At 42.5% G+C, this 19,180-nt stretch carries 20 protein-coding genes; 15 read left to right on the top strand and 5 right to left on the bottom strand.

Annotation, left to right across the window (positions count from 1 at the left end; all coding sequences use genetic code 11):
• Nucleotides 1-81 precede the first annotated feature (81 nt).
• Nucleotides 82-969, bottom strand: coding sequence for a LysR family transcriptional regulator (locus DW720_RS00625; protein ID WP_118628362.1), 888 nt, complete (start codon nt 967-969; stop codon nt 82-84).
• A 250-nt stretch (nt 970-1,219) separates the two neighbouring features.
• On the opposite strand from DW720_RS00625, the gene DW720_RS00620 reads away from it, so the two are divergent.
• The 15 genes from DW720_RS00620 to DW720_RS00545 all read left to right on the top strand — a co-directional run bounded on the left by DW720_RS00620 (nt 1,220) and on the right by DW720_RS00545 (nt 15,337).
• The gene (locus DW720_RS00620; RefSeq protein ID WP_118628361.1) at nt 1,220-2,179 is read left to right on the top strand and encodes a threonine/serine dehydratase; all 960 of its coding nucleotides are present in this window, start codon (nt 1,220-1,222) and stop codon (nt 2,177-2,179) included.
• Nucleotides 2,176-2,553: a RidA family protein gene (locus DW720_RS00615; RefSeq protein WP_118628360.1), complete on the top strand. Its 378-nt coding sequence runs from the start codon at nt 2,176-2,178 to the stop codon at nt 2,551-2,553. The genes DW720_RS00620 and DW720_RS00615 overlap by 4 nt, the downstream gene beginning before the upstream one ends.
• A 311-nt stretch (nt 2,554-2,864) precedes the next feature.
• Nucleotides 2,865-4,838: a phosphatidylglycerol lysyltransferase domain-containing protein gene (locus DW720_RS00610; protein ID WP_182436498.1), complete on the top strand. Its 1,974-nt coding sequence runs from the start codon at nt 2,865-2,867 to the stop codon at nt 4,836-4,838.
• A 16-nt stretch (nt 4,839-4,854) separates the two neighbouring features.
• A complete protein-coding gene (locus DW720_RS00605) occupies nt 4,855-5,778 on the top strand; it encodes an alpha/beta hydrolase (protein ID WP_118628359.1) in 924 nt (307 codons plus the stop codon).
• A gap of 138 nt (nt 5,779-5,916) precedes the next feature.
• Nucleotides 5,917-6,456, top strand: a complete 540-nt coding sequence (locus DW720_RS00600; protein ID WP_118628358.1) for a phosphatase PAP2 family protein — start codon at nt 5,917-5,919, stop codon at nt 6,454-6,456.
• 118 nt (nt 6,457-6,574) lie between these two features.
• The gene (locus tag DW720_RS00595) at nt 6,575-6,721 is read left to right on the top strand and encodes a helix-turn-helix transcriptional regulator (protein ID WP_118749143.1); all 147 of its coding nucleotides are present in this window, start codon (nt 6,575-6,577) and stop codon (nt 6,719-6,721) included.
• Nucleotides 6,722-7,072: 351 nt separating this feature from the next.
• The gene (locus DW720_RS00590; RefSeq protein ID WP_042741426.1) at nt 7,073-7,807 is read left to right on the top strand and encodes a hypothetical protein; all 735 of its coding nucleotides are present in this window, start codon (nt 7,073-7,075) and stop codon (nt 7,805-7,807) included.
• Between the two features lie 35 nt (nt 7,808-7,842).
• Nucleotides 7,843-8,151, top strand: a complete 309-nt coding sequence (locus DW720_RS00585) for a hypothetical protein (protein ID WP_004614026.1) — start codon at nt 7,843-7,845, stop codon at nt 8,149-8,151.
• 487 nt (nt 8,152-8,638) lie between these two features.
• Nucleotides 8,639-9,103: a hypothetical protein gene (locus DW720_RS00580; protein WP_004614025.1), complete on the top strand. Its 465-nt coding sequence runs from the start codon at nt 8,639-8,641 to the stop codon at nt 9,101-9,103.
• Complete coding sequence (locus DW720_RS00575) at nt 9,103-9,594, top strand: hypothetical protein (protein WP_004614024.1); 492 nt, start codon at nt 9,103-9,105, stop codon at nt 9,592-9,594. Before DW720_RS00580 ends, DW720_RS00575 begins: the two co-directional genes overlap by 1 nt.
• Before the next feature lie 533 nt (nt 9,595-10,127).
• A complete protein-coding gene (locus tag DW720_RS00570) occupies nt 10,128-10,502 on the top strand; it encodes a hypothetical protein (RefSeq protein ID WP_054344485.1) in 375 nt (124 codons plus the stop codon).
• A gap of 131 nt (nt 10,503-10,633) precedes the next feature.
• A complete protein-coding gene (locus DW720_RS00565; protein WP_054344484.1) occupies nt 10,634-11,848 on the top strand; it encodes an XRE family transcriptional regulator in 1,215 nt (404 codons plus the stop codon).
• Between the two features lie 1,046 nt (nt 11,849-12,894).
• Nucleotides 12,895-13,104: a tRNA wybutosine-synthesizing protein 3-like protein gene (locus DW720_RS00555; RefSeq protein WP_113990460.1), complete on the top strand. Its 210-nt coding sequence runs from the start codon at nt 12,895-12,897 to the stop codon at nt 13,102-13,104.
• A 111-nt stretch (nt 13,105-13,215) separates the two neighbouring features.
• A complete protein-coding gene (locus DW720_RS00550; protein ID WP_113990459.1) occupies nt 13,216-14,829 on the top strand; it encodes a recombinase family protein in 1,614 nt (537 codons plus the stop codon).
• Between the two features lie 61 nt (nt 14,830-14,890).
• On the top strand, nt 14,891-15,337 hold the full coding sequence (locus DW720_RS00545) for an XRE family transcriptional regulator (RefSeq protein WP_118628349.1): 447 nt from the start codon (nt 14,891-14,893) through the stop codon (nt 15,335-15,337).
• A gap of 268 nt (nt 15,338-15,605) precedes the next feature.
• Here the strand turns inward: DW720_RS00545 and DW720_RS00535 are convergent, their stop codons facing one another.
• From DW720_RS00535 to DW720_RS15635, 4 genes are all read right to left on the bottom strand, one after another.
• Entirely contained in the window at nt 15,606-16,433 is an 828-nt protein-coding gene (locus DW720_RS00535; protein WP_118749141.1) for a Tim44-like domain-containing protein, read from the bottom strand.
• A gap of 35 nt (nt 16,434-16,468) precedes the next feature.
• The gene (locus tag DW720_RS00530) at nt 16,469-16,945 is read right to left on the bottom strand and encodes a YbaK/EbsC family protein (protein ID WP_117796789.1); all 477 of its coding nucleotides are present in this window, start codon (nt 16,943-16,945) and stop codon (nt 16,469-16,471) included.
• A 382-nt stretch (nt 16,946-17,327) separates the two neighbouring features.
• Nucleotides 17,328-18,968: a hydroxylamine reductase gene (gene hcp, locus DW720_RS00525; protein ID WP_118628345.1), complete on the bottom strand. Its 1,641-nt coding sequence runs from the start codon at nt 18,966-18,968 to the stop codon at nt 17,328-17,330.
• Nucleotides 18,969-18,999: 31 nt separating this feature from the next.
• On the bottom strand, nt 19,000-19,173 hold the full coding sequence (locus tag DW720_RS15635; RefSeq protein WP_182436497.1) for a hypothetical protein: 174 nt from the start codon (nt 19,171-19,173) through the stop codon (nt 19,000-19,002).
• Nucleotides 19,174-19,180 lie beyond the last annotated feature (7 nt).

Raw genomic sequence — 19,180 nt, 5'->3', positions numbered from 1 at the left:
CACGCGTTCTGGTGGATTTCAACCGTTTTGGCTATTCATTTTTTTGTATATTTGTATACTTTTCAAAATTTTTACAAAATCCTACCTTGATTCCCGCAAAAATAGGCATCTCAGTTCGTCAATTGTCAAACGGAGTGCCGGTTCTTCCTGCCGATACCGGTGATACGTCAGATACACGCGATGCATCGGCGCTGAATTATCCTCAAGCGGCGCCGACACAAATCCCCTTGCCTCCATCTCCCGCGCAACCGCCGCCGGGGCAATCATCCAGTCATCCGGGCTTTCAAAATAAAGCTCCGCCGTTGAAGTCGTATTGACGCGGATCTTGACGGTGTGAAGCGGCCAGTGTGACTCAAACCACGCCTGAAAATACGAATCAAACGCCTGGAAAATTCCTTTCTGCTGCGCCAGTTTCGACGGCATCACCGGCCTCCCCTGCCCCTGGCAAAGCGTGCCTCCCTGCAACTGGATTACCCGGTATTCCTCCTCATAGAGAAGTTCCGAAACCAATTCCGGCGAGGTGACCGGAAGCTGCGTGATTCCCAGATCGATGCGCTTCTTTTCCAGCAGCGGAAGAATCTCCACCGTATGATGATCCTCCACCGTCAGGCAGATCTCCGGATGTTCCTTCCTAAGATAAGCCAACAGCGGAAGAAAGACCTCCCCGTGCGCACTGCGGATGCTGGCCGCCGTCAGATACACCCGCTGCTGCGTGTCCTTAAGCCTGAGCGCCTGTTCATAGAGAAGCTCCATCCTCTCTGCGATATCCACAAACGCCTCTCCGGCCGCCGTCATCCGGATCTGCTGCTGCCCTTTTCCCCGCAAAAAAAGTTCCGTCCCCAGCTCTTTTTCAAGCGCCATCATCCGCTTTCCGAGCGCTGGCTGGGACATATAACGCTGTTTTGCGGCTCCCGTGATACTCCCCGTCTGAATCACATCCAAAAACGCCCGTATACTCTCCATATCCATGATTTTTCGCCTCTTTCTTCCGTTTTTCTTCTTTTAAATAGTTATTTTAGTTTTATTATATAGTTAAAATAGAAATTTTACAACCATATCAAAATCCGCTACAATCAGAGCATAGATAGAAACATATTTCCACTTCTATCTATATAAGTACCACCTACTTCCGGAACTTTCCCATATCTGCTTTCATCCTATAAAAGCAAATCGTTGAAAGACTCCGGGCCGTATATACAATCTGCAAGGAGGTTTTATTATGTCAATTTCTTTAACTGATATCTATCAGGCCAAGCAACGGATCGAGCCTTATATTACAAAAACACCACTCATACGGCTTCAGAAACTGGATGAATTTCTACACTGCCAGGTTTATGTAAAAGCAGAATGCATGCAGCTGACCGGTGCCTTTAAGCTGCGCGGAGCATTAAATAAAATTCTTAAATTGTCCCCTGAACAGATCCAGTGCGGAATCGTTGCTGCTTCTTCTGGAAATCACGGAAGAGCCGTTGCCTATACAGCAAAAATGCTTGGAACAAGTGCAACTATTGTCATGCCTTTTAGTGCACCCGCCATTAAAGTCCAGGCAATTAAGGAGTTAGGCGCAAAAGTTGTACAGTGTGATACCTCTGAACGTTTCGATGTCGCCGCCCGCATCTGTGCCGAACAGCATGCTGTCATGATTCCACCCTTCAATGATGAAGATATCATGGCTGGCCAGGGAACCGCTGGTATCGAAATCCTCGAACAGTGTCCTGAAATTGACACCGTGGTTGTTCCAGTCAGCGGCGGTGGCTTAATCAGCGGCGTCTCCACAGCTGTAAAATCCATGAAGCCATCCATCAAAGTCTATGGTGCAGAACCAGCCGTCCTGCCGCGCTATTCTGCCAGCGTTCAGGCTGGAAAACCTGTCCGAGTTGAACAGAAAAAATCCATTGCCGACGCCCTGGTTGCACAGATTCCTGGAGATCTCTGCTTTCCTTGTGCCGCTGCTCACACAGACCAATTTCTGGATGTAGATGATACATTCCTTTTAAAGGCCTGGAAGCTTCTCTTAACTGAAGGGAAAATACTCTGTGAGCCTTCTTCCGCAATCGGTATGGGAGCTGTTTTACAGGGACTCACCCATTTTCAAGAATCCGATAAAGTCTGCTTCCTGATCTCCGGCGGCAGTGTATCCCTTGAACAATTAAAAATCTTAGAGGAGGTAACCTTATGAAATCCATTTTTAATGAAAATTCCCCCAGAGGCCATTACACCCCTGGCATGATCTGCCAGAATACTCTCTACATCTCCGGCCAGACCTCCGCTGATCCAGCCACTAAACAACCGGCTGAAGGTGGATTTGAAGCTGAAATGAATATGGCTCTCCATAAAATGGAGAGCGTCCTGCACGCCGCCGGCTGTGATAAAAACAGCGTCGTCATGTGTAAAATCTACCTCTCTTCCATGGAGCTTTGGGACAGAGCCAATCAGGTATACGCAGCCTTTTTCGAATCTCACAAACCGGCCCGCATCGTCCTTCCGGTCGGTCCTTTAAGCAACGGCTGCCAGGTTGAGATCGAAGCCATCGCAGAAATAGCACACAATTAGTGTACCGCATCACTTTCTGGAACCAGATTTCCCAAAAAAGCAGGGATGTCAGAAAAGATTTTCGCCCCTTTTACAGGCAAAATCTTTTCTTGACATCCCTATTTTTGTATACTATAACAAGAACAAACGAAAGCCGGCTTTTTCGGATTCTGTTCGTTTCACTGCATCCATCCGTCAGCAAAATCATTTTATTTTTCTAAGCTGCGGGATTTTTCCGGATGCATCAAAACTTAAGCTGCACCAGAATCTTCTCTCCAGACAGATGCAAGAAGATTCTGAACGCACACGACTTACATGGGAGGACTTTAATTATGAAACAGAACACCCGAATACAACTGGAAAACATCCTGATCGGCGCACTCTGTGCCCTTTCCCTGGTTCTGTTTGTTCTCAGCTTTCTTCCGGGACTGGGGCTTGCAAACCGAGTAAGTGTTTTTCTGGAAATGGGGCACATGGTACAGCGTGCTTTTTCCGTTGTGCTCTTTATCCTGACATTTCAACTGAAAAAGCGGAAGCGCGCCGCCTGGAATATTGCGGTCATTTTGCTTTTTCTGAGTTTTTTGCGCGGACTGACATCCCTCTCGGCACCGCTCTATCTGCCGTTTCACATCGCAGAAGCGGTACTGTTTCTGCTTCTGCTGTATTTCCGTAAGGATTTCTGCTGCCCGTCCGACCGGCGCAGCCTGGGAAAATGCCTTTTATTTTTAGGACTGTCCCTGGTAGGTGTCGTTGTCAACGCTGGCATCAGTTATCATTTTTCGGTAAAACCACTGGGGGAAACGACGATCGCCTCACTGGGAGACAGTTTTCTGCAGGGCACTGCCATGATTTTTGGAATGGGAAATCCCCTCGATGTTTCACGTGGAACACACGTATTTGAACTGGTCATGTTCTGGTTCAGCTGGGGCTGCATTCTCGCATCTATCCTGTATGCGGTCCGTCCCTGGCTGATGCGCCCTGCCAGCCACGCCTCGGATCTCCAGCATGCCCGGACACTTTTAAATCTGTACAGCCAGAACCCCAGCGCCTACCTGACACTGGAGGACGACAAGTTTCTGTACTTTGGACAGAAGGTGGACGGCGTAATTCCTTACGGTGTTGTTGGAAGCACCATCATGGTCAATGGCGATCCGATCTGCGCGGATGATGATTTTCCAGCACTCCTGGCAGAGTTTAAAGAATTCTGCCAGCGCAGCACCCACAACCTGTTTTTTATCAGCGTCACCGATCATTTTCTGGAAGAATATAAACGGCAGGGGTTTGGATGGGTTAAAAACGGCGAAGAAGCCCGCTTTCACCTCTCTAACTATGAGATCTCCGGCAAAAAAGGTGCCAAGATGCGCATGAACATCAATCATGCCCGGAAAGCCGGTGTCGTCGTTCACGAATACCGCCCGCTTGAAAATCGTGATCTGGAGATCGAGGCCAATCTGGACCGCATCACCAACGAATGGCTCCAGCAGAAGAAAAGTTCCATGCTGACCTTCGTCATGGGAACGGTAGGACTCGACAATCCGATGGATAAGCGCTATTTCTACGCCACCAACGCTGATGGAAAGATCGTTGCGTTCATCGTATTCGTCCCATTCCTCGGGAAAAACGGCTATATGGCAGACGTTACCCGGCACGGAACCGATGCCCCGAGCGGCGTGATGGAGACCATCATTTATGACGCATTTCAGGTATTCAAGGAGGAAGGCATCGAATACGGTAGCCTCGGAGTTGCCCCGCTTGCCGGTCTGGAAAACGACAGCTCCAATCCGGTCGAGAAGCTGCTCCGCTTTGCCTACGATCACTTAAATGACTGCTACGGCTTCCGCGACCTCTACCGTGCCAAAGAAAAGTACAGTCCGACCGAATGGGTTCCTTCCTATTATGTTTATCTGCCAAAGATTCCGACACCGGATATGTTTTACGCCCTGGTGACCATTCAGAATCCGCACCAGATCCAGGAAGCCGCCCGGGACATTCTGCATGGATGGGGACAGCGTTTTAAGAATCACCATAGCAGTCCAAAAAACAGTGCGCCGGATCATTCCAAAGACGGCGCGAAAGAGATAGGAAAAAAAGGAGCGGAGAAGGAAGAAACTGGAAAGAAAGAGACTGGAAAGAAAGAGGCTGAAAAGAAAGAAGCGGGAAAGAAAGAGGCCGGAAGTGAAGCAACTCAAAATGACGCAGTTGGAAATGAAGCAGTTGGAAATGAAGCAGTTGGAAGCTCTGAAAAGCCAAAAAAACTAGAAAAACCGGAAAAAACAGAAAAAACAACCGCAGAAAAAGACGCGTAAAAAGAGGAGCTGCATCATGGAAACACATGCTTATTTTTTTACTCACAGCAGTAAAATATATTATGAGATTCACGGCAGCGGCACACCGCTTCTGATCCTGCACGGAAACAGCCAGTCTCACAAGGTATTTGAACCTTTTCTTTCTTATTTTAGGCCTGGTTTTCAGGTGATTCTGATGGACAGCCGCGGACATGGACGTTCCCGGCTGTTCGTCCGTACCGCCCTTCGCGGCTTCTCCACAGAGGACATGGCCGATGATGTGGCTGCCCTGCTCCGGCATCTTCACCTTTCCTCTGTCCATCTGCTCGGGTTCAGCGACGGCGCCAATATCGGCCTGGAGATTGCCTGCAAATATCCGTCTCTTCTGCGCTCTCTGATCTGTCTGAGCGCCAATGCCTCTCCCGACGGTCTGCTCACACCGCTCTATCTGGGTGCCCGGGTTCAGCACGCGTTTCTGGACGGACTCAGCCGGTTTCTGTTTCCGCTTACTCGGCCATTTTTCCTAAAAAGGCATAGTTCCCGGCGGATCCCTGCGCTGTACGCGGCCGCCCGCAGCAGCCGTCATCTTCTTGCGCGTGCGCATCGTCCGCATCCTGTTCTGCCGCCTCTGTTGCACCGGATTCTCCGCCGCCGCAATCTGACCTCGCTTCTTCTCCACTCTCCCCATCTGAGTGCCAGAAAACTGCAGGACATCTCCACGCCGGTCTTACTCATCGCCGGGACCCGGGATCTCATCAAGACTTCCCACTCCCGCTGGCTCTCCCGCCAGATTCCGGGCAGTCAGCTCCTGCTGATAACCGGCGGGCATCACACCACCTTTTTCCGCACGCCAGAGCCCTACCTGAATGCCATTCTCCGCTTTCTAAGGCAGCATTCAGAAACCGGTTTCCAGGCACAGGCCGAGACATCGTCACAGCCGCATTCCCATTTCGCAGAATGACGCAAAAGTGAGGGAGCTTCTACACTCCCCCGAAATATGGAGGACCGCCAAAAAATCAATGACGGCAAAACCGCTATAAAACAAATTTTTAAAAAGGACTTCTGAAAGAGCAAAACTCAGAAGAAAAAGAAATTTACAATGGAATTACATATGTTACATCTGATTCAGGCCCTGCATAATCCCATTCTGGATTCGATCATGGTCACTGTTTTTAACCAGCTGGTAGGCTCCCTCGGTCAATTCTGGATCCTGGTTGGCCTGCTGCTTCTGATCATCCCAAAGACAAGAAAATGTGGTGCGGCAGTTCTCCTATCTTATGTTGTCTCTTTCCTCATTGGAAATGAGTGGCTGAAGGATCTGATCGCAAGGCCCCGTCCATGTGCCGTGGATGACACCGTTACATTAATTGTCAAAAAACCTGGAAGCTTTTCCTGCCCGTCTGTCCATACCTACCTAGCATTTTCAAGCGCGATGGCTATTTTCCACTACTATAAAAAAGCAGGAATCGGAATCCTCGCATTTGCAGCCATGGTGGGATTCAGCCGGATGTATTTCTTTGTGCACTATCCGACCGATGTGCTGTTCGGAGCCGTGTTGGGGATTGCGACAGCATGGGTTGTGTGTGGGCTGTTGGATAAGGTATCTTTTTCAGCAGAACACAGGAAAACGAGGACATAAAGTGCAGCCTAAACGAAAATCCCGCTATAATATATTTCCCGCTTCTTCCCCCCTCTACTTTACGTAGGTACATAATTTCGGCACAACGCTGTAATATAGTTTCTGGAGGTGATTATCAATGAATCAATATCTTACAGGAGCTGTTATCAAAAAATTGCGCGAAGAAAATCAGCTCACACAAGCCGAATTATCTGAAAAGCTGAATGTCTCGGACAAAACCATTTCCAAGTGGGAAACCGGAGTTTCCCAAACAAAAGGATATTAAGAAATAACCTGTGTTTTCCTGCTTGCGAATAAAAGAATAGTGTGATTAAGTTAGAAATACTGCATAAATGTGCTGGTATCTCTTTTTCGTTGCCTTGAAACAGCAGACTATTTCATTTCTGCTTGATTACTCTAAACTTATCAGGCTGTGGTTTGTCAAGGGCTTGTTGCGTAAGCAATGCTTTGGCACCCTTTACAAATTATGGACGGTAAAGTAGCTTTTCAAAAGCAGAAAAAGGTAGTCTTAAGATTTTGAAATATTGTAGCGGGTAGTGGAAAATGGTATAATGTGAATACAGAGAAACATATAAATTTGTATTTAACAATCAATAAATTGAGAGGGCTTAATCTTATGACTAAACAAAAGAAGGTAATTTGGATAATATTGGGAATAATTATTTTTGTGTTTAGTGTTTTTCTAGGGCTTGGATATTTAGGTCAAATAACAGGTGGAAATAGTTTAATACAAAGAACAGAAATGAACGATAAATATGTTCCGGAAGAAATAACAAAATATTATCCAATAGAAGATTTAAACTCAAAAGAAAGTTTACTTTCTGATAAAAATTATGCAAACTCAATACAGGATGCTCTGTTAAGTGCCTCTATTGAGTTTGAACAAGGCGAAGAATATAAAACACATATTGATAAGATTATAAAGGAGTTTGAAAACGAAAACTATAAAAGTGTTTTGTATATATCAGAAAAAAACGATATAGAGTCAAGTTTGACATTTTCAAAATTCAAAATTAAGGAAGTAGATGGTAAAAAGAGATATGCTCATATTACAAGTGTACATGAGGTTATAAAGAAAGACCGCCCGTATGACAAAGATACGATGTCGTTACTAAAATCACAGTTAGCATTAAGTGATAGATTGCAAGACTTAAATATCAGTCCAGACAATAGTCGCTTTTTATATGGATTTGTACATGATGAAGATATTTACAATACAAAAATAGAAAATAAAAAACCCGATGAAATTATTTATTTTGAACTTTGTGAAAAGCCTTTCTATTTTTGGTATTATGAAAATTTTCAAAGTGATAAATCTGGAAAATCTTTAAGTATAGAAATTGAAAGATAATAATAGAACAATTCCAGGTTGTAGAGGTGATTAGAATGAAGAAACTATATTGCATGAACTGTGGTACTGAAATAAAAGGAGGAATACCTAACGAATGTTCTTGTGGAGCTGAATTTGATTTAGCAGATACAAAAAACATAAAAAGAATAATTACAAGCATTATATTCTTTGTAATATTAATGTCTCCACTGCTTATTCTTATTCACTTTGGCAGACAATATTTACAAGCGTCAATTATTTTATATGCTTTGCTCCTGATTCTAGGTATTTTTTGGTGTCGTATCGTACAAACTATTTTAGTTCGTCTTGGGTTAGTAACTATGACGAACATTGAAATTAAATAACAACAATAACATCTTCACAACTCTACTGAGCAGGAAATCTGAAAAGGTCTCCTGCTTTTTTATACCAAAAAGATTAAAAATCCTATTATCCGCATAAACGCAGGAACTTTAAGCAATATGAATGAAAATACAAAAGAAATTTACCACTAATTTACTACGATTGAAAGAACCTTGATACGACAAAGAAAATAGCATAAAGAAAAGCAAAATGGCATTTCATACAAAATATGAGATGTTTTTTTGTTGCTGTAACACAGCACAATTTGTTCTTTTTTCTGCTTGACTATCTTTCATTTTTTAGAGCATGAATTGTCAAGAGCTTGTTGCGTAAGCAATGCTTGCACTCTTGATAAGGCATGGGATAAAAAATATTTTGACAGATAGCAGAAAAGTAATGACATGTGAGTTCTATAAATGATATAATAAATTATCAGATAAAAAATCAATCGGTTAACAATTTGCAAAGAAATTTCTAGGAGAAAAGAGTATGGGGAGAATAATTATGGTTTTATATATGGAAGCTTTATTGTTATCTGTTCTTACAATATGGTTTTTATATCACATAATAAAAAAGAAAAAAATCTTTCGTTGGGAAAATGCTCCATTGGACATGAGAGATTTTGTAAAGAGAAATGAAAAAAGGATGAATATGATTTCAAATGGTATTATAGGTATCATTTTGATTCCTGCGTTTTTGCGGGTAGTTCTTCCTGCTGTACAGGATTTTCCAAACATAAATTCTGGCAATTATCTTGAAGTAGAGGGAACAGTAACATCTTGGAATTATAGTGATGAAGATAAAAACAAAACAAGAGCTATTGGAATTATGGATAATAAAACTAAAAAAGAAATATTTGTAACTGTTTATAGTAAAGGAATACAAAAGGGGGAATATCTGAGAGTTAGATATTTACCTAATAGTAGATATGGAGAGATTAAGGAGAATAAGTGATGAAAATAATAGGATTATTTTTTATGACATTAGTATTTGGAATAATATCTATGATAACAAGCAAAAAGTATAAATTGCAAGGGGATTTAAAAGAATTATGCTTTCCACCTGTATTTTCTAAAATTTTATATGGGTGTTTCATTATTTCTATGATATGTTCAGTGGTTATTATATATTTATGGCAAGATACTGGTATTACTATTTTGTTTTTGGTTATGGGGATTATTAGTGCTTTTACTGCATGGGCAATCAGTAAATATAAAATAATTATAGAAGAACAGGAATTGATTGTTATTTACCCTATGAAGAAAAGAAAGATTTCAATTACAAAAATAGAATATATTGAAATCAGTACAAGCGGTAGTATAAAAATCATAGTGCAGAACGAGAAAAAAATAAATTTAGATGCAATGCTAATAGGGACTGAGTCTTTTATAGAATACATGAAGAAAAATGGAGTACCTATACAAGAAAATAAAGGAAATGATTAAACAGACGGAGTGATCCAGACACGGTGGCAGGAAAATCTCTCAGATTTTTCTGCCATGTCTTGCAAGTGGCTGGTTCACTTCGTCTGTGAGCGAGCCTGTGGCGAGCGAAGATTAAGCCCCCGTTATCTAACAAGGGGGGCACAAAAAACAAGAGTCAATATACATTAACAAGCGGAAAACGCTGTATTTACAAGGCGAAACCGCATTTTACATGGTGTGATATAAATTATGCCATTATCACTTGGAAAAATTGAATAAGACATAGGACAGACCGTTGATTTCAAACAAGAAGTTAATTGTCTTTTTCTTTTGCAGAAATGTAAGTATTGGCAATTATCAATATACAGTAGTAGTTGCCTTAATTGTTGTAGCTCAGTATTCAACGCTGATGGTGTGAAAGATTTACGGTTGGAGATATTCAATAAGATTATTGGTGCTTAATTATTTTTATTGTGGTGCTGATATGAGAATGTTATAATGTGGATATGAAAAAATAAAAAATTTGAAGTTGTTATAAGAGAGGATAAACTTAAATGTTGATTTTAGGAATTATTATCATTATTGTCAGTTTATACTTGTTGTATCTAAAATATAGAGTTGTTTTTACTGGCGAAAAATGTAAAGGAAAAATAATAGGTATTGTAGACCAAAACGCTGGGTATGTAGTTGGTGGAATTTCTGTAAAAAAGCACGCTTATATTATAAAAATTAAGAATAAAAAGTATTATACGGCACACGGTTGTATCCTTTTATCACTGGGAAAAAGAAAAATTGGAAAAGAAATATTTGTATTTAAAAATGAAAAGTATGGAAAAGAAGTTTTTAAGTGTTTTGATTTTCGTATAGAAATTGTAGCTTTTTTGACATTTTTATCAGGTGTGTTTCTGATTTATGAGAGCTTGCAATAAAGGTAAACAACTTCATATCTGTATGCATAAGCAGTTAGTCTTAGGATTGACTGCTTTTTCTATACAGATTTTTAATGACAGGCAATTATCAGTAAATGGTAGTTGCCTTTTTTGATTGGAGGAATTAAAGAATGAATGATAAAAACTTTTTTGAAGAATTAAGACAAAAGCGTGAAGAATACGGAGTAACGCAAACAAGGTTTGCTGTTGCCTGTGGTATCAGCCGTGAATATTACAACCGCATTGAAAAAGGAAAACAGCCATTGAATGACGAATTAAAAGAAGTCATGGAAAAACAGATTGAGCGTTTCAATCCGCAAGAGCCATTATTTCTGTTGATTGATTACTTCCGTGTCCGCTTTCCTACTACGGACGCATTAAAGATTATTCGTGATGTATTACAACTAAAATCCGATTATATGCTTTATGAAGATTATGGAAAATACGGATATGAAAGTAAATATGTTTTAGGCGACATCAATATCATGTGTTCCATGCAAGAGCATTTAGGTGTTTTGTTAGAGTTAAAAGGCAGAGGGTGTCGTCAAATGGAAAGTTATCTATTGGCACAGGAACGCTCATGGTATGACTTCATGCTTGATTGTATGACGGCAGGTGGTGTGATGAAACGTCTTGATTTAGCAATCAATGATAAAGCAGGAATATTGGATATTCCAAAGTTAAAGGAAAAATACAAGGCAGGCGAATGTATCTCCTACTTCCGTAAGCAGAAAGATTACAGCGGTACGGAAAAATGCGGTAGCGATTTGCCAAAGAATACAGGAGAAACATTATATCTCGGTTCAACCAGTAGTGAGTTATATATGTGTGCTTATCAGAAGAATTATGAGCAGTATGTCAAGAATGGCACAGAAGTTGAAGATACAGAAATCAAGAACCGTTTTGAAATACGCATGAAGAATGAACGAGCCTATTATGCGGTTGTAGATTTACTGACCTATAGGGACGCTGAACGCACCGCTTTTTCTATCATCAATCATTATGTCCGCTTTGTAGATAGAGAAGATGATAAACCCAAAAGTCAATGGAAAACAAATGATGATTGGGCATGGTTTGTAGGGGAAAACAGAGAGCCGATACGATTAACTACAAAGCCAGAACCTTATACTTTACAAAAAGCGTTGCATTGGTTACAAAGACAGGTTGCACCAACCATAAAAATGGTACAGGCATTAGATAAAGAAAATCATACAACGATACTAAAAGATATGATTGAACAGGCAGAACTCAAAGATAAGCATAAACACTTATTACAGTTAGAAAAATCAACCATAGAAGAACGAATAGATACCAATGTTCCACAAGAGAATGACGGTATTTTTTAATTTCTTTGAGAAATCTGCAACAAAACATCAACTTTCGTACAGATATGGTGCGAGAACAGGAAATCTAACTTGAGAGCATGAAAATTTTATTTGATGTACAGATATGAAAATTAAAAAGAAATTGAAATTATTTTGAAAAATCTGCAACAAAACAAGGTTTCTATTCCTTATATGGTGTGAAGTTGAGGAAATCTAAACTTTTTTTGAAAATAGGTCATTAAATTTTGGCTTGCTGTCCCTATATGAAGTGAAAGACGAAAAAAGTTTTGAAAAAATGTCGGAAAATCGAGTTGAGTGGACAGTATTATGCAAAAAGAAGAAAAACTATCTTCCATTTGTATTCAAACAGGCATTGACTGTTGAGTATTGATGTGAAAAGAGAAAATTATTTTATCTTCAACTTAACAATTTAAGGTTTCCGTTCCCTATATGGCGTAGAAAGAAAAAAGTTTAAGAAATGTGATACAAATAACGCTTTTCTGTCCTGATATGGAGTGAAGAAAATAGTTCATTCTATTGTTGGCAGTAACAGTATCTTTTTGGTAGTTAGGGTGTGAAAAGGAAAATATTCTTTTTTCATCATCAACTTAGCAAAATGACATTTTCTATCCCTATATGGTGCATGAAAAGAAGTTAAAATTTTTCTATTTCAACTTAGCAAATGGACGTTTGCTGTACAGATAGTAGTGAAAAAGGGAAAAAGTTTTGAATTTTAGTTACATTTCTCCTCTTTTCCTACGCGGTATATAGGAAAGATGATTTTCTTCTTTCAATCGCTCTTTGACAACTGAATAAAGCAATTCAATACCTTTGACAGACAGCGAGCCGTTGAAACAGATACGCCATGACCTTTCTCCTGCAAAAGTGAGCGACAACCTATCTGTGTTCTTGTAAAAGACTTGTCCTCTTTTATCGCCATGACCTGTGCTGTCAGATAATGATACTCCCGTACAGCCACAGCTTGAGCGTTCAGAGCGTCGCACGCAATGGGTACGGCTACATTGATAATGCAGAGGTGGAAGTCCTGTGGGCTATGACAAAAGCCGTTGAATTGCTTAGAAAGATTTTACAGAAAGGGGGTATGTGTTATTGATAATGCTGTAAAAACAATTCAAAAGAAAAATGGCAAGTGTGGCATTGGCAACAGAGGAAAGACAAAGATTGTTGTAAAAGAGCATTTCTCCGAAAAGGGAAAGACAATGGAAGAACTTCTAACTGATGTCATGTTGGAAAAAGCAAAGCAGACAATCACATAAAATCAGTGCAGTTGTAAGAAATAGATTGAATGACAAAAAGTACCCGTGTTATACTTTACTTGCAAGCAGGTATTGTAAACACGGGTTAGTTATAAAGGAGGATAACTGACAATGAAACAACAGATTTACAATACTGCACTTTATCTTAGGTTAAGCCGAGATGATGAATTACAGGGCGAAAGTTCCAGCATTACCACACAAAGAAGTATGTTGCGTCTATATGCAAAAGAACATCATTTGAATGTGATTGATGAATATATTGATGACGGATGGTCGGGAACAAATTTTGAAAGACCGAGTTTTCAAAGAATGATTGAGGATATAGAGGCAGGAAAAATCAACTGTGTTGTAACAAAAGACTTATCACGACTTGGTAGAAACTATATTATGACAGGACAATATACAGAATTGTATTTTCCTAGCCATAATGTCCGTTACATAGCGATTGACGACGGTGTGGACAGCGAAAAAGGCGAAAGTGAGATTGCACCATTTAAGAACATCATCAATGAATGGGTAGCAAGAGATACGAGCCGTAAAGTGAAATCAGCCTTTAAGACGAAATTTGTAGAGGGTGCGTATTATGGGGCTTATGCTCCGTTAGGATATAAGAAACACCCCGACATCAAAGGGAAACTGTTGGTTGATGAGGAAACAAAATGGATTGTTGAAAAAATCTTTTCCCTAGCCTATCAAGGTTACGGAAGTGCAAAAATCACAAAAATACTGCGAGAAGAAAAAGTCCCGACCGCGTCTTGGTTGAATTTTACAAGGTACGGTACTTTTGCTCATATCTTTGAGGGAAAGCCCGAAAGCAAGCGTTATGAGTGGACGATTGCTCATGTAAAGGCGATATTGAAAAGTGAAGTCTATATCGGAAACAGCGTTCATAATCGACAATCAACCGTTTCTTTCAAAAGCAAGAAGAAAGTACGAAAGCCCGAAAGCGAATGGTTTCGAGTAGAAAATACCCACGAACCGATTATTGACAAGGAAGTGTTCTATCGTGTGCAGGAGCAGATAAAATCAAGGCGTAGACAGACAAAGGAAAAGGCAACGCCGATATTTGCAGGGCTTGTCAAGTGTGCGGATTGTGGCTGGTCTATGAGATTTGCGACAAACAAGGCGAATAAAACCCCATATAGTTATTATGCTTGCAGTTATTACGGGCAGTTTGGCAAAGGTAATTGTTCTATGCACTATATCCGCTATGACGTGCTGTATCAAGCCGTATTGGAACGCTTGCAGTATTGGGCTAAGGCAGTACAGCAGGACGAAGAAAAGGTATTGAACAAAATACAGAAAGTCGGCAATGCAGAGCGAATACGGGAAAAGAAGAAAAAGGCAAGTGCCTTGAAGAAAGCCGAGAACCGACAAAATGAGATTGACCGTTTATTTGCGAAAATGTATGAAGATAGAGCCTGTGAGAAGATAACGGAACGAAACTTCATCATGTTGTCGGGGAAATATCAAAAAGAGCAGATAGAACTGGAACAGCAGATAACCAACCTAAGAGAAGAATTAAGTAAAATGGAACAGGATATGATAGGTGCTGAAAAGTGGATTGAGTTAATCAAGGAGTATTCCGTACCAAAGGAACTGACAGCACCGTTATTAAATGCAATGATAGAAAAAATACTCATTCACGAAGCAACAACGAATGAGGATAACGAAAGAATACAGGAAATAGAGATATACTACCGATTTATTGGAAAAGTAGACTGATAAAGAGGGTTCATATCTTTAACTAAGGGAAACTGGCAAGGGATATCCGGATATCTCATTATTGGAACCAATCGCATCCGTATTTGGCGTCTCCATTATGGAGCTGCTCTCCGGCAATGCGATTTCAAATCTGAACGTATCCGCCAATATGCTGCGCTCCAACTTTTATGTCTGCCCTGTATGCGGCAATGTCGTTCATAGTATGGGAGAAATCGCCATCAGCTGCCATGGGATACAGTTACTGCCGGAACCTGCCGAGTGCATGGATGAAAATCATAAAATTCGAATCGAGCAAGTTGAGGATGAGTATTATATCCGGATCGAACATGAAATGACCAAAAAACATTATATTTCCTTCGTCGCTGCCCTGTCTTCCTATGGGCTTCAGATGGTTAAGCTGTATCCGGAAGGTGCTCCGGAGGCACGGTTAAAAATGAGCGGTGTTAAAAAAATCTTTTGCTATTGCAATCAGGACGGCTTATTTTACATCGATACACGTAAGCGATGATTGATTTACCGAACCATCCGGATATGGCACCTGATTTTCCATTTTCTGTATATAAAAAAGCCGGACGCACTCCCCCAAAAGGAGCTGCCGCGTCCGGCCTTTTTCATATCGAAAAATTTGATACATTTTATGTTTCACGTGAAACATTTTTAAATTTCAAAATTCATTATCTTTCCTGAAACTCTTTTCTCCGTATCTCCTCCGGCGGCTCAAACATATCTGCCAAACAACCTCCTCAGAAGCTCTGCTTCCGGCACTCAAGCACCTCTCAGCACAACTTCCGCCCATTATCCACTTCTTCCTTCTGGCAGATCTCATCCAGCACCCAGTTTCCATCTTCCAGAACAAACCTCCAATATTCGAAGAAATCTTCCATTTTCCGGGATCCCTTCAAAAGTTCTCCGGTTTCTTCGTGATACACATAGTCGATCATCTTTCCATGGATCAAATACCAGATATAGTCGCGGTCGTCGCCGTCCTCATTCTCCGCTTCCACCAAAATCGCATCCAGAAGCTGGATCCCTTCCATGACAAACACCTCATGGCGCATCCTGCTCCACTCAAATTTCGTCTGAAACTCCTGCTGCATCTTCTGGCTCAGGTAAGGATGCCCTTTTTCCAGATCTCGATCCCGCCAGCATTCCTGAATCCGGTAATATGATTCCCGCACCCGCTCCTGTATCTCACTCCGATCCCAATGATCTTCTCCGATGGAAAATTCTTTCAATTTTTCACGGGCTGCCGCCTGTTTCTTTTTTGCCCGGTGCAGGTATGTAATGGTTCCGGCACTTCCCAGAATCACAAAGGTTCCCGTAAGCAAAAGCGCCTGAAACGCACCCGCCCGTCCGCCTTGTCCCCGGCTGCTGCTTGTATGATGATGGGAAGAACCACCTCCGCCACCTCCGCCGCCGGAAGCACCTCCCGCTCTGGCAAAGGCGGTAAAAGATCCAAGAACCATCATGGCTGCTGTCAGGCAAAGCAGGCGGACGAACGTTTTCCGGCACAGGCGACCTTTCTTTCCCAATCTGGAACCCACCCTGATTCCGCCGTTATCATTTTCTCCCCTGCTTCTCCCCGTTGCTTTCACATCTCTCATATGAATTCTCCTAAAATCTCCCACACCTACTCGTGCTACTGATCCTCCGGCTCCCTGCAGACATCCACCCAGCCTTTCGCTCCGGACACTTCTTCCAACTCTGGGATCGTGAGACGTACCGCGCTGTGGTCGTCTCCTGCTGCCGGATAAACCGTCTCAAAACGCTTCAGGCTCTCATCCAGATACACTTCAATTCCATCCTTGATACCAAACGGGCAGACCCCACCCGGCGCATGACCGGTAACCTCCTCCACCTGCTCAAACGGGATCATCTTTGCTTTCACGTGAAACGTATCTTTATATTTCCGGTTATCCACTTTCGCAGTACCTTCTGTCAAAATCAATACCGGCTGTTCTCCCTGCAAAAAGGACATCGTTTTCGCAATCATCCCCGGCTCCACGCCTAATGCCTCCGCTGCCAGCGCAACCGTCGCTGTGGACTCTTTTAACTCAATAACATGATCCAAAAATCCGGCTTCCTTTAAGTAACTTTCTGCTTTTTCCAGTGACATGGCTGTTTTCCTCCCGCATCCTCTATCGATTGATCTGCCGTATCAATTTCTTTTATATTTTAGAACTCATTCATCTTTCCCATCATATCACACTTTCATTTTCCATATCAATATTTCTATAAATAAAAAAGAATGCGCATCATTGGCACGTTAGTGCCTTTTTGTGTAATAGGGAATTCCAAGGAATTTCCTATTACATGAAAAAGGCAGTTCCCTGCATTTGCCAGAGAACTGCCCCCTATTTCACTAACTGCCGTTTTCAAGATCGTTCCGACCGCTTTTTGTAAAACCAACACAGATTTTTTGCAAATCTATCTCCAGATTTCAGATCCAAATTCCGACTTTGTTCGATTCCCTCTTATCCAGTTCCGTCCTGTATTTATCACTTCTCCCCGAAAAATAATTCCACATCGCTCTCCACGCTGTCAATTCCCGCGATTCCAAACTTTTCCACCAATACATTTACCACGTTCGGACTTAAAAATGCCGGAAGCGTCGGTCCAAGATGGATATTCTTGATACCGAGTGAGAGTAGCGCCAGAAGAACAATGACCGCCTTCTGCTCATACCAGGCAATGTTGTAAATAATCGGCAGGTCGTTGATGTCATCCAGCCCAAAAATCTCCTGCAGCTTCATCGCAATGACCGCCAGGGAATATGAATCATTGCACTGCCCCGCATCCAGGACACGCGGAATTCCTTCAATATCGCCCAGATTCAGCTTATTGTAGCGGTATTTCGCACAGCCAGCCGTCAGAATTACCGTGTCCTCCGGCAGCGCCTTTGCAAAATCGGTGTAGTAAGTGCGGCTCTTAGCCCGCCCATCACACCCCGCCATGACGACAAACTTTCGGATTTTTCCCGATTTGACCGCATCCACTACCTTATCTGCCAGCGCCAGCACCTGTGCATGGGCGAAGCCTCCGACAATCTGCCCCTGCTCAATCCCGGTCGGTGGCTCACAGCGCTTCGCATGCTGGATGATCACTGAAAAATCCTTCTTTCCTCCGATTCCACCGTTGATATACGTGCAGCCCGGATATCCCGCCGCACCGGTTGTGTAGAGACGATCCTTGTAGCTATCCTTCGGCGGCACGATGCAGTTCGTCGTCATCAGGATCGGTCCATTGAACATCTCAAATTCCTCCTTCTGACGCCACCATGCATTGCCGTAATTACCCTTAAAATTCGGATATTTCTTAAATGCCGGATAATACTGGGCCGGAAGCATCTCCGAGTGCGTATATACATCGACGCCGGTTCCCTGCGTCTGCTCCAGAAGCATTTCCATATCGCGCAGATCATGTCCTGAAACAAGAATGCCCGGATTACTACCGACACCGATATCAACCGTAGTAATCTCCGGATTTCCATAAGTCTCGGTGTTTGCTCGATCCAAAAGCGCCATTCCCCGGACACCATATTCGCCGGTTTCCAGCGTCAGGTGAATCAAATCATCCACACTCAGACCGTCATCCAGCGTCGCCGCAAGCGCCCGCTGTAAAAATGCATCTGCCTCCCGGTCCTCCTGCAGCAGGACGTTCGCATGCCGGGTATAGGCAGACAAACCTTTCAAGCCATACGTAATCAAGCTGCGAAGGGAAATAATATCCTCGTTCTGCCCGATCAGAACGCCCGCTTCCGACGCTTTTTTTATAAATTCAGACGGCTCACCTGTCCAGCCAGCCGCCTCCGGCAGATTGTCCCGACGTTCCAACTGCTCCCACAGTGCCGTCTTCATTTCCAGCGTCTTTTCAATTCTTTTTTCAATCGCCGCCTTATCAAAATTGGCATTCGTGATCGTCGTAAACAGATTTTCGGTAACCAGATGATTGACCTCATCTGCCACCGCACGTCCCTCCTCGCGAAGCCGTGTCGTCACCGCGCTGATACCCTTCGTCACCCACACAAGCAAATCCTGCATTGCCGCCACATCCGGCTGCTTACCGCAGACACCGACCACCGTACAGCCCTTGCATCCGGCCGTTTCCTGACATTGATAACAAAACATTTTCTGATCCATTGTTCACTCCTCCTATCGCATCTATCGTGTCTTATATAATCTGCATTTCTCGTGATTTATATTCTTGATAGGAATAGATAACGAAGCTGCCTTCCATATTATCAGCGCCATGATTAGCGCCATCAGCGTCAAGAATAGCGTCATCCGTGGTGCTATTTGTCATCTGATTTAAAAGTTCCGGAGGGATTTTTGCAGCCTGATACAATTTTCTG

This window comes from Clostridium sp. AM27-28 (assembly GCF_003480955.1).
GTDB classification, from domain to species: domain Bacteria; phylum Bacillota; class Clostridia; order Lachnospirales; family Lachnospiraceae; genus Otoolea; species Otoolea fessa.
Note: the sequence above shows the minus strand (reverse complement) of the source record. Positions and strands in the feature narration are given on the sequence as shown.

What these genes read in the sequence shown, in the direction of transcription:
- hcp (WP_118628345.1), bottom strand. Translation starts at nt 18,968, where the DNA reads ATGGATCAGAAAATGTTTTGTTATCAATGTCAGGAAACGGCCGGATGC.
- DW720_RS00620 (WP_118628361.1), top strand. Translation starts at nt 1,220, where the DNA reads ATGTCAATTTCTTTAACTGATATCTATCAGGCCAAGCAACGGATCGAG.
- DW720_RS00590 (WP_042741426.1), top strand. Translation starts at nt 7,073, where the DNA reads ATGACTAAACAAAAGAAGGTAATTTGGATAATATTGGGAATAATTATT.
- DW720_RS00535 (WP_118749141.1), bottom strand. Translation starts at nt 16,433, where the DNA reads ATGAGAGATGTGAAAGCAACGGGGAGAAGCAGGGGAGAAAATGATAAC.
- DW720_RS00605 (WP_118628359.1), top strand. Translation starts at nt 4,855, where the DNA reads ATGGAAACACATGCTTATTTTTTTACTCACAGCAGTAAAATATATTAT.
- DW720_RS00570 (WP_054344485.1), top strand. Translation starts at nt 10,128, where the DNA reads ATGTTGATTTTAGGAATTATTATCATTATTGTCAGTTTATACTTGTTG.
- DW720_RS00625 (WP_118628362.1), bottom strand. Translation starts at nt 969, where the DNA reads ATGGATATGGAGAGTATACGGGCGTTTTTGGATGTGATTCAGACGGGG.
- DW720_RS00600 (WP_118628358.1), top strand. Translation starts at nt 5,917, where the DNA reads ATGGAATTACATATGTTACATCTGATTCAGGCCCTGCATAATCCCATT.
- DW720_RS00530 (WP_117796789.1), bottom strand. Translation starts at nt 16,945, where the DNA reads ATGTCACTGGAAAAAGCAGAAAGTTACTTAAAGGAAGCCGGATTTTTG.
- DW720_RS00615 (WP_118628360.1), top strand. Translation starts at nt 2,176, where the DNA reads ATGAAATCCATTTTTAATGAAAATTCCCCCAGAGGCCATTACACCCCT.
- DW720_RS00565 (WP_054344484.1), top strand. Translation starts at nt 10,634, where the DNA reads ATGAATGATAAAAACTTTTTTGAAGAATTAAGACAAAAGCGTGAAGAA.
- DW720_RS00575 (WP_004614024.1), top strand. Translation starts at nt 9,103, where the DNA reads ATGAAAATAATAGGATTATTTTTTATGACATTAGTATTTGGAATAATA.
- DW720_RS00550 (WP_113990459.1), top strand. Translation starts at nt 13,216, where the DNA reads ATGAAACAACAGATTTACAATACTGCACTTTATCTTAGGTTAAGCCGA.
- DW720_RS00585 (WP_004614026.1), top strand. Translation starts at nt 7,843, where the DNA reads ATGAAGAAACTATATTGCATGAACTGTGGTACTGAAATAAAAGGAGGA.
- DW720_RS00610 (WP_182436498.1), top strand. Translation starts at nt 2,865, where the DNA reads ATGAAACAGAACACCCGAATACAACTGGAAAACATCCTGATCGGCGCA.
- DW720_RS00595 (WP_118749143.1), top strand. Translation starts at nt 6,575, where the DNA reads ATGAATCAATATCTTACAGGAGCTGTTATCAAAAAATTGCGCGAAGAA.
- DW720_RS00580 (WP_004614025.1), top strand. Translation starts at nt 8,639, where the DNA reads ATGGGGAGAATAATTATGGTTTTATATATGGAAGCTTTATTGTTATCT.